This is a genomic window from Streptomyces sp. NPDC001933 (assembly GCF_042890955.1).
Classification (GTDB): Bacteria; Actinomycetota; Actinomycetes; order Streptomycetales; family Streptomycetaceae; genus Streptomyces.
Genome location: NZ_JBIASS010000072.1, coordinates 1 through 8,895, shown reverse-complemented (window position 1 = coordinate 8,895; position 8,895 = coordinate 1). Strand labels below are relative to the sequence as shown.

The following is an 8,895-nucleotide window of genomic DNA, read 5'->3' as shown; positions in this document are numbered from 1 at the left end:
TCAGGCACAAGATCAGCAGACACCCGGAAGATCCTGCCGACATAACACCCAACTGCCAAGCCCCACACCGATCTCATTCTGAAATGATCAGTTAGGCCGTCTCCTTGACCGTCTACAGGCTGGGGCGTCTGCGGGTGGTCCGTGGTGGTGCCGTCAGGATTCCGCCTGAAGGCGGCCTCTAGAACGGCGGGGAGGTCTTCCTCGGAGACCGTGGTACGCACGTCCGCCAGAACCTGGGGAAAGTCGTCATCGTCGATGACGCCCATGTGCTCCTGACGGAGTTGGTAGATGATCTCGACGAGCTCCGGTCTCAGCCGCATCCAGGAACGGGAGGTACGGATCTCTTCATCGACCTGGTGCATGAACCAGCGCATGACCTCGTACGGGACATCAGCGTGCCCTGCGTGGGGGTTGAAGCACACCGCGGGTTCCCGTGCCGGATCCTCGTCGGGGACGACTGCGGTCACGAGCGTCCGTTGCCCGGCCACGAGATCCAGTTCCAGATACCAGGCGTCATCGGGCACGGAGTACATCGCGGTGATCGCGTAATCGCCGCCGGGGTGTCGAAAGACCATTGCCGCATGCTGCCACGCTGAACTGAGAAGGTCGTCTCCAAATCATGCGGCCCGACGCCCCTATGCCCGGGCCCAGATGAGGAGGGCAGCGACGTAGAGCGCCGCCTGGTAGGCGATGGCGAGCTTGTCTGTCCGCATGGCCAACCCCCGCCACTGCTTGAGCCGGCTGATGCATCGCTCGACCGCGTTGCGCTGCTTGTACGCCTCGGCGTCGAAGGCGGGCGGCCGGCCACCCGAACGACCTCGGCGCCGACGGTGACCGGCCTGGTCGGACGGCTGGGGAATGACAGCGCGAATCCCGCGTTGGCGGAGATGCTTCAGGATCGCGCGTGACGAATACGCGCGGTCCGCCAGAACGATCTTCGGTCGGGTTCTCGGTTTTCCCGGCCCGCTTCGCGGAACACGGACTGCGGCTACGCGGCTTGGGCTTCGTGGCGCGCCAGGTGCCACGAGCACGGTGTTTGCCGACCACGGCGACAAGTTCCTGAGCCTGGCCCGGGAATGGGCCGAAGGCCACGAGCCTCCGACGTCCCGGGCCGAGACCGAGGCGGCGGAGGCCGCGCTCCTGGCACGGACAAGCGGCCGACGAGCTGGCGGCACTGCCGCGCGCGGTCGGCCAGTTCGCCGTTGCATGGGTGGCGGGGGCAGGTATCGGGTCGTGGTCAACCCGAGGATCGCCTTGGGCCCAGTCTCAGTGATCCCGGTGGGTTGCCACGTGTCGGGAGCCGGGTTCTTTCGTTGGTGGGGTGCGGCCTGGCTCGTCCGGCCAGGCAGGACCTGTACGGACACCGGGACTGGTCCCGGGTAAGGGAGGAGTGCGGTGGCTGTGGAGATGCGGGGATTGGGCGGCGGTGCGGGGCGTGCGGGTGTGCGGGCCGCGGTGCTGGGCGCGGTAGCGGGGGCGGCCTTTCTCCCGGCCGGTGCCGCTCACGCGGGCGTGATCGGGGTCGGGAACGCGGTGTTCGGCAACACCTGTGTCAACCAGGGGGGTGCCCGGGCTGTGGGTGCCACGGTGGCGGGGAGCGGGGTGGGCAGCGGCAATCAGACCGGGTTGCCGTTGAGCCTGCCGCGCAACCACTGCGGCAACAGCGGCATCGTCTGCACAGCCGTGTTCATGTCCAGCGTGTGAACGGGCCGGTGAACTGGCCGGTGACCGGACGGACCACGATGAGCGAAGCAGCGGCGTGCACGGTGGAGGAGCGGGCGGTGGAAGCACTGCTCGCCCTGAGCGGGCAGACACTGTCCCTGCTGCGCCAGTGGGTCGGGTCGGACCCGGGCTGCGGTGTGGCGCGGGCGCTGCTGGCGTTGGCGACCGGAGACCGCTGGGACGACGCCGTGCTGAAGGAACAGCTGGTGATCGCGCACCGGGATGCGTCGGCGGCCGGTGAGCGGGAGGCGAGCCTGGTGTACGGGGTGTTCCTTCATACGCACCGGCAGTACCGGCTGACGGCTGACCACCTGGTGGGGCACTTCGACCGGTGGCCCGCCGATGAGCTGGCCGGTCTCATGCTCGGCGCGTTCTCCGCGTGCGGGGACGCCGCCTACCGCGCGCACGGCGACGCTCTGATGGAGCAGCAGGCGGCGGTGGCCGGCCCGGAGAGCTGGCCGTGGATGAGCTGGCTGGCATCGGCCAGGGCGGAGCAGGGCCGGGTACGCGAGGCGCACGGACTGGCCGGGCGGGCACTGGCCCTGTATCCCCGCTCGGGCGTGGCCGTGCACGCCCTGGCGCACGCCGAACACGAACTCGGGGCCGGCCACGCCTGCACCGACTTCCTGGACCAGTGGCTGCGGACGGACCCGCAGGCGGTGCAGGCACGGCACCTGAACTGGCACGCCGCTCTGCAGTCCATCGCCTGCGGCAACTTCCCCGACGCGCGCCGCCGGGCGGATACGGCACTGGCGCGTACGGACGTCGGCATGCGGGCCGCGACGAACTGGCGCCTGCTCCTGGCCGGACAGACACCGGCCGGCCGCAGCGATCCGGACCACGTCCGGGAACTGCTCACCGCACCGGGCGCAATGGCGGAGACCTTCCACACCTTCAACCTCGCCCTCGCCCTGGCCGTGGAAAGCGCGACCGACGACCTCCACACCCTGGCCCGCCGCGCCGCCGCCGACGAACGCCCCGAGTTCCACGAGGTCCTGGCCCCCGTGGTGCAGGCACTGGCGGAAATCACCGCGGGCCGCCCCCGCGCAGCGGTGAACCTGCTCAGCGGCCTGGGCGAGAAAACGGAACAGATCGGCGGAGTACGGGTAGAGCGCGAGATCATCCAGGACACCCTCGCCCGCGCCCTCATCGACACCGGCGAACACGCCCGCGCGGCCGGCCTGCTGCACCACCGCACCACCACCCGCCGCCACCACACCTACGAGAACCTGCTCCTCGCAGCACGTGTCCCGGCCATCGTGCCCGGACCCCGGGACCGACGATGAGATCCCTCCGCAGGACGAGATCGGCAAGAGGTACAAAGGCAATAGCAGGTGGGTGGGGTCGAGGGATCGTCCAGACCGGGGCGCGCCGTGGGTGCGGTCGGCGGCCGGATCACGGTGGACCGGCGGTACTCACCCCGTGATTTCTACCGGCGGTAGAATCGGTGGTATGAGCAAACCGACGAGCATCAAGACCAGCGAGGAAGTGCGCGACCGGCTGCGGGTCCTCGCCGCGGAGCGGGGCACCACCATCACCGAGCTGCTGGAAGAGCTCGCCGGCCGCGAGCTCACGGAAGCCGAGCGTGAGCAGCGTGCTGTCGAGGCGGCCCGTGAGCTCGGCATCGAGTACACCGAGCAGGTCCAGCAGGCCGGGCAGGACGCCTGGGCGAGGATCCGCGCCCATCAGGGCGGCGCCGCCGCATGAACCTGACGGTCGTCCTGGACCACACCGCTCTGGCCGCTCTGTACCGGGCGGATCCCTTCTTCACCGGCCTGTACATCGAAGCCTCGCGCGGTACCGGCCGCGTCATCGTCCCTTCGCTGTCGGCCTTTGCCGCGGAACGGCAGGTCACGGGTGCGGGTCGGCACGCGGCGTCCTTGCGGTTCGCGGAGAACGTTCCGTTCACCGCGGCCCACGCGGTGGATGCGATGGACTGGAGAGCCGTGGACTGGCCGGTGGCTCATGCTGCTGCGATCGCCTGGCACGCGGTGAAGGCGGGGGAGCCGGTCACGGTCCTGTCGCTGGAGCCCGAGCTGTACGCGGGTACCGGCATCACTCCGCTGAACCCCACCTGACCCCGTACCCGGGTGAAACACCATGTTTCATCCCGGTTCAGACCAGGCGGTCGTATGCGCCCGGCCCCAGTCGGCGAGCAGCGTCAGAGCCTCCGCCGTCTCGGTACGTTCCGGCGCGGTGGAGGTGGCCGGCCACCAGTTCTCCACCTCATGCGCGTCCACGAGAACGAAGTCCCGGTATCCATCGAAGTCGCCGGGGTCGCCTGCCACGCCGATGTGGATGGGTGCGTCATCGGGCAGGTCCTTGAGCGCGTCGCGAAGCTGCGCGGCATTCCAGACCTGCGGGGTGTGCTCGAAGACGTCGGTCATGGGCACAGAGTGCCGGACCGGACCACGTTGCCAGTGGAGACACGGCTAGCTCTGGTGCACCGCGGGGACTGTGCCCTGTATCCGGTCGAGGGCGGTTTCCTCGATCGTGAGGAGGCGGTGATTGCTTTGGCGGAGCCGGACATCGAGGCGTGCCAGATCTGCAAGCCTGAGACGGGGCTGGTCGACGGGTAGGACCGTACGGACCGCCCGACGCGCCTCGCGGGCGCCGGGCTCGCAGGATCGGTTCCGTGGAGTTCCCGACCAAGGTGGCACTGGCCCAGGCCGTCCCGGTCCTGCCCCAGGGGCCGGGCTGGTGGTACGAGCCCAAGTACGACGGCCACAGAACAGTGCTGCGCCGTACAGATGAGACCGTCGTGCTGTACGCCCGGTCCGGCAGAGTCGTCACCCAGCACTGGATGGACCTGGCCGTCGCCGGCATGACACTGCGCCCAGGCACGGTCCTGGACGGCGAGGCCGTGATCTGGCGAGACGGCCGGCTCGACTTCGCGGCCGCGCAGTCACGGGCTGCGTCGTCCGTGACCCGGGCCCGCGCCCTGGCGGCCCGGTATCCGGCGTCGTACGTCTGCTGGGATGTTCTGCAGCACCCGGACCCGGCGATCGGCGACTGCCGACACCTGCCGTACACCGAGCGCCGCGCCTTCCTCCTGGAGCTCCTCGCCGATGTCGGGCCGCCGGTCCAGGTCACCCCGGCCACCGACGACCGGGAGGTCGCGGTGCTCTGGTACGACGCCCTGCGCGAGCAGGGCATCGAAGGGATCGTCTGCAAACGCGGCAGTGCCGGCTATCCATCGGGTCAGCGCCGGTGGTTGAAGGTCCGGCACGCGGACACGGTCGACGCCCTGGTGCTGGGGTTCACCGGCCCCCGGCTCAGACCGCACCATCTGGTTCTGGCGGTGGGGGACGAGGGCGGGCCGGCCCGGGTGTCCGCACGCCTGGAGCCTGTCCTCGCGGCTCGGGTCGGTGAGGCCTTGAGTGACGCGGTGGTGGTGGGGGAGCGGCGGGCGGAGGGCGAGCCGTACACACGGGTGGAGACGGACCTGGTCGTGGAGGTGCTGGCCGGGTCCGGCCGGCACGGCACCCTCACCGTGACCCGGATGCGGTGAGGATCCCGTGCCTGACTGCCGGCCAGCGGACGATCTCGTATGCACTGTCACGAGCCCGGCTGCGGAGCCCGGTACGACTTCCCACCCGGGCGGGTGACGCCCGCCGGGCAGCAACGATTCTTCGTTGGCCTGGGCCGGAGCATGATCGGCATGACTCGTCATCTGCGCCGAACCGCGCTCCTCACCGCCGTTTCGGCACTCGCCGGGCTCGCGCTGACCGCCGCCCCCACCACAGCCACCGCAGCCGGCCCCCACACCCCCGCCCGTCAGGCCTCCGCCGGTCAGGCACCGTCCCTGCGCGAGCTCCCCGAACCGCCCGACGCGGTCAAGGCCCGCGAGCTCCTCGCGGACCTGGTGGTGGCCGACGAGGACGACGTCCCCGGCTACTCCCGGGCGAAGTTCCCGCACTGGATCACCCAGTACGGCACCTGCGACACCCGCGAAGTCACGCTTCAACGCGACGGCCAGGACGTCGTCCAGGACGACCAGTGCCGCGCCGAGTCCGGCACCTGGTACTCCGCGTACGACGGCCTCACCATCGACTCCGCCTCCCGCATCGACATCGACCACATCGTCCCCCTCAAGGAAGCCTGGCGGTCGGGGGCCTCGGAATGGTCGACGCCCGAGCGGCGCGCCTTCGCCAACGACCTGGTCCACTCGCAGCTGATCGCGGTGTCGTACAGCAGCAACCGGAAGAAGGGCGACAAGGACCCCGGCAACTGGAAGCCGCCGCTGCAGTCGTACTGGTGCACCTACAGCCGCGCCTGGATCAGCGTGAAGGCCACCTACCAGCTCACCGCCAACCCCGCCGAAGTCAACGCCCTGTCCGAGATGCTCGACACCTGCAACGCCTGACCCCACCCGGCGCGCTGAAGAAGAAGATCAGCCGACACCAGCGGCGGGGCGTCGTCCTGGCCCAGGGCGGCTGAGCACATAGATGCGTACGCGATGGCGCGCGAAGACGTTGCACTCGGTTGGGGACGTTCGCGGGTGTTCCCCAGCCCCCTTGACGGTGCGAGGCGTCTATCCGTGAAGGGGCTGGGGTGTGTGCGCTTGAGGTGCTGCTTTTAGTAGTGGGTGCTTCCGGAGTACTGGTCGAACGCGTTGAGTACAGCCCAGATCCCGGCTTCCCAGCTCGGGAACATACCGGGGATCTTGTCGATTTCTGGCCCTCCCATCCGCATGCGGCCATTCATCCCGTAGACCGTGTACCAGGTCATTTCCGAGCCGATATTGCAGATCACATGCCCCCTCATGGTGTAGCCGATGTCCTCCGGGTCGGGGTCGGTGCACACGAAGACCCGCGGATCTTCAGGGTCCTCGTCAAGAGAGACGAGGTACAGGCCTCTGTACGTTACCGAGTCACGCACGCCGCCATCGATCGTCGAGAGATCCACTTGCGCCACTGCAAACACCCCCAAGCTCTTTGGTCGCCGCTTGATCCGCGCCGACCATGAAATGCATGCGGATGTGAAAGTACAGAAGGCGATGCGGCACCGGGCGGCGTTTCGCACACTCCCCACATCGTCTTCGGCCTCGATGTTGCATGCCGCTCCGCTGCCGGAGTCGAGGTTTGTTCTCCTCAGCAGGGCGACCTGCCGGGCCATCGAGGACCACAAGGGGGAAGGGTTGGACACCGGTCCGCTCACGCCTCCGTCACCTGGATGTGCCGAGCTCCTGGCGAACGAGGGGCTGGACCCAGAGAAGCCCGACCTCGATCTGCTGCTGTCATGGGCCGCCGATGCGTACAACGCCTTCCTGGACGTGGCGGCCGTCGACCTCGGGGAGGACGGGCTCCTGGCCTGACTGCCTGCAGCCGGACTTCCGTGCCCGCGGGCAGGACTCTCGGCCCCACGGGGTGCCGGCAGCAGGCGTTCCTGAACATCCTGCTGACGGGCGGCTGACTCAGAACAGGGAGTCCTGGTCGGGTTCCTGGCGCTGCAGCGGTGGGAGGTCCTTGCCCTCCCACTTCGCTTCCAGGTGCTTGCGCCAGCCCTGGGGCGGGGGCCAGGGAACACCCCACTCCGCAAGCTGCTTCCTCGTCCAGCCGCCCTCGGGAGTCTGCGCGGCGGTCACTTCATCAGGAGAAGGCACGTAAGTCGGCATGACCCTGATAGTGCCCAACGCCGAGGCGGACAGGTGACATCCCTACCGCCCCCAGGCTTCCGCAACCCTCTGCCGCCGAGAGGCTTCCATCCGCTGCCGCCCGGCGGGCTGGCCGCAGAGAGTCACGCAGACACCGGCGATGAGCAGGGCAACAGCCTCGATGAGCCGAAAAGCCCCGCAGGGACCGTCGGCTGGCCAGACCCTGGCCGACCGTGTGTTCCACTGCCAGGGCTGCGGTATGGTCATCGACCGGGACGCCAACGCGGCCCGCAACATCAAGAACCACGCGACACCCGTTCGGCCCTAGGCCGGGCCAGTCCCCTGGAAAAGGGGCTGTAACGCCCGTGGACTGCAGAAGTCCCCAGAGCTCGCAAGGGCTCCGGGGCGGCAGGACGAAGCGGGAAGACCCTTCGGGTCACCCTGGGAGGGCAACCTCCCAGCCGTCCTCACATATCCATAGCGCGTACATATGCGAGCAATGCCGGGATCCTTGGAAGTGGTTGAAAGACTGCCACCGGGCCGGTAACTACGCGGGTCGAAGAGGGTGCACCCCGTACGCGCGGGGACGGTCCCCCGGGCAGATGGCTGGCTCCGCCCCTTCTCGGGTGCACCCCGTACGCGCGGGGACGGTCCCCGGGGGAGACCTACGGACTGCGACCGCAGGTTGTGCACCCCGTACGCGCGGGGACGGTCCCAGCTACGACGTTGCGCTGGGTCCGACGCTGCTGTGCACCCCGTACGCGCGGGGACGGTCCCGGCGTGCAGTCAGGCCGGACCCTCAAAGCCGTGTGCACCCCGTACGCGTGGGGACGGTCCCCCGCTCGTGAAGTAGGGAATCTGACTGATGGCGTGCACCCCGTACGCGTGGGGACGCCGGCTTCCTTGGGGGAAGCTCGACAACTTCAAGCCGCGAGAAGGGCCCGGATCCCCATCGGATCCGGGCCCCTCCCGCGCTCTGTGCCCGTCTACCAGCGCATCCCGAGTTGATCGAGGTCTGTCCGGCGTTGTTCGGGGAGTTTCGCGGCGCGTTTGCGGACGTTGTCGAGCCACGTCCGGAGCCTGACCACCACGGGCCCGTCAGCACTGTTCTGACGGCCCGCCGGGGACGCGCCCGCGTCCAGCCGCTACTCGACGTGCTTCCGGGGCACCCGTAGATGCTCGCGGGCGTGGAACTGCCGCGCCGCCGCAGTCAGTGAGTGTCTGGAAAGACGGGACACCGGCGCTAGAGGCCCAGGCCCTCTTCAAGGGGCGGTAATCGACGGAACAGGCTCCGGCCTGGGAAGCCGCCGCAGGCGGCTTCCCAGGCCATGGTGGAACCTCAGCCCGACTGCGTAACTACCGCGCAATGTTGATGTTGTTCGGGGGATTGAATACGCAGAACTCGTTGCCTTCCGGGTCGGCAACGACGATCCAGCGAAAGCCGTGTTCGCTGAGCTCTTCAGAGAGCCTCGCAGCGCCGATCCGTTCGAGGCGACTGACCTCGGACACCAGGTCTGCGGTGCCAAAGTCGAGGTCAAGGTGCATGCGGTTCTTTCCCTGCTTGGGTTCTGGGACGT

Annotated in this window: 14 protein-coding genes, 1 pseudogene and 1 CRISPR repeat array; of the genes and pseudogenes, 9 read left to right on the top strand and 6 right to left on the bottom strand. The window is 68.8% G+C overall.

Features of this window, described 5'->3' with window-relative positions; genetic code table 11:
• Positions 1-575, bottom strand: a 575-nt coding sequence (locus tag ACFYY7_RS44535; protein ID WP_388671926.1) for a hypothetical protein, incomplete at its 3' end; no start/stop codon positions are given.
• Between the two features lie 60 nt (positions 576-635).
• A pseudogene (locus ACFYY7_RS44530) lies at positions 636-989 on the bottom strand (transposase); the annotation flags it as partial.
• 406 nt (positions 990-1,395) lie between these two features.
• Between ACFYY7_RS44530 and ACFYY7_RS44525 the strand changes: the two are divergent.
• From ACFYY7_RS44525 to ACFYY7_RS44510, 4 genes are all read left to right on the top strand, one after another.
• Positions 1,396-1,704 (top strand): chaplin family protein, encoded by a 309-nt coding sequence (locus ACFYY7_RS44525; protein ID WP_388671923.1) that lies wholly within the window; start codon positions 1,396-1,398, stop codon positions 1,702-1,704.
• A gap of 38 nt (positions 1,705-1,742) precedes the next feature.
• Entirely contained in the window at positions 1,743-3,008 is a 1,266-nt protein-coding gene (locus tag ACFYY7_RS44520) for a hypothetical protein (protein ID WP_388671920.1), read from the top strand.
• 166 nt (positions 3,009-3,174) lie between these two features.
• The gene (locus tag ACFYY7_RS44515; protein WP_388671917.1) at positions 3,175-3,429 is read left to right on the top strand and encodes a hypothetical protein; all 255 of its coding nucleotides are present in this window, start codon (positions 3,175-3,177) and stop codon (positions 3,427-3,429) included.
• Positions 3,426-3,800, top strand: a complete 375-nt coding sequence (locus ACFYY7_RS44510; RefSeq protein ID WP_388671914.1) for a PIN domain-containing protein — start codon at positions 3,426-3,428, stop codon at positions 3,798-3,800. Before ACFYY7_RS44515 ends, ACFYY7_RS44510 begins: the two co-directional genes overlap by 4 nt.
• Before the next feature lie 27 nt (positions 3,801-3,827).
• Here the strand turns inward: ACFYY7_RS44510 and ACFYY7_RS44505 are convergent, their stop codons facing one another.
• A complete protein-coding gene (locus tag ACFYY7_RS44505) occupies positions 3,828-4,109 on the bottom strand; it encodes a DUF6225 family protein (protein ID WP_388671911.1) in 282 nt (93 codons plus the stop codon).
• A 33-nt stretch (positions 4,110-4,142) separates the two neighbouring features.
• Between ACFYY7_RS44505 and ACFYY7_RS44500 the strand changes: the two genes are divergently transcribed.
• The 3 genes from ACFYY7_RS44500 to ACFYY7_RS44490 all read left to right on the top strand — a co-directional run bounded on the left by ACFYY7_RS44500 (position 4,143) and on the right by ACFYY7_RS44490 (position 6,088).
• Positions 4,143-4,301, top strand: a complete 159-nt coding sequence (locus tag ACFYY7_RS44500; protein WP_388671908.1) for a DUF6233 domain-containing protein — start codon at positions 4,143-4,145, stop codon at positions 4,299-4,301.
• Between the two features lie 56 nt (positions 4,302-4,357).
• The gene (locus ACFYY7_RS44495) at positions 4,358-5,233 is read left to right on the top strand and encodes a hypothetical protein (RefSeq protein WP_388671905.1); all 876 of its coding nucleotides are present in this window, start codon (positions 4,358-4,360) and stop codon (positions 5,231-5,233) included.
• Positions 5,234-5,383: 150 nt separating this feature from the next.
• Positions 5,384-6,088: an HNH endonuclease family protein gene (locus tag ACFYY7_RS44490; protein WP_388671902.1), complete on the top strand. Its 705-nt coding sequence runs from the start codon at positions 5,384-5,386 to the stop codon at positions 6,086-6,088.
• A 212-nt stretch (positions 6,089-6,300) separates the two neighbouring features.
• Here the strand turns inward: ACFYY7_RS44490 and ACFYY7_RS44485 are convergent, their stop codons facing one another.
• Entirely contained in the window at positions 6,301-6,840 is a 540-nt protein-coding gene (locus ACFYY7_RS44485) for a hypothetical protein (RefSeq protein WP_388671899.1), read from the bottom strand.
• Between the two features lie 22 nt (positions 6,841-6,862).
• Between ACFYY7_RS44485 and ACFYY7_RS44480 the strand changes: the two genes are divergently transcribed.
• Positions 6,863-7,039 carry a hypothetical protein gene (locus ACFYY7_RS44480; protein WP_388671896.1) on the top strand — a complete coding sequence of 59 codons (177 nt, stop codon included), beginning with the start codon at positions 6,863-6,865 and terminating at the stop codon, positions 7,037-7,039.
• A 99-nt stretch (positions 7,040-7,138) separates the two neighbouring features.
• Here the strand turns inward: ACFYY7_RS44480 and ACFYY7_RS44475 are convergent, their stop codons facing one another.
• Positions 7,139-7,339 (bottom strand): hypothetical protein, encoded by a 201-nt coding sequence (locus tag ACFYY7_RS44475; RefSeq protein WP_388671894.1) that lies wholly within the window; start codon positions 7,337-7,339, stop codon positions 7,139-7,141.
• Positions 7,340-7,478: 139 nt separating this feature from the next.
• On the opposite strand from ACFYY7_RS44475, the gene ACFYY7_RS44470 reads away from it, so the two are divergent.
• Positions 7,479-7,646 carry a zinc ribbon domain-containing protein gene (locus ACFYY7_RS44470; RefSeq protein WP_388671891.1) on the top strand — a complete coding sequence of 56 codons (168 nt, stop codon included), beginning with the start codon at positions 7,479-7,481 and terminating at the stop codon, positions 7,644-7,646.
• A gap of 237 nt (positions 7,647-7,883) precedes the next feature.
• Positions 7,884-8,217: a CRISPR direct-repeat array (repeat unit 29 nt; unit sequence GTGCACCCCGTACGCGCGGGGACGGTCCC).
• Positions 8,218-8,674: 457 nt separating this feature from the next.
• Here ACFYY7_RS44470 and ACFYY7_RS44465 read toward each other — a convergent pair.
• Positions 8,675-8,895 (bottom strand): VOC family protein (locus tag ACFYY7_RS44465; protein ID WP_388671888.1); only part of this gene is annotated, 221 nt, incomplete at its 5' end.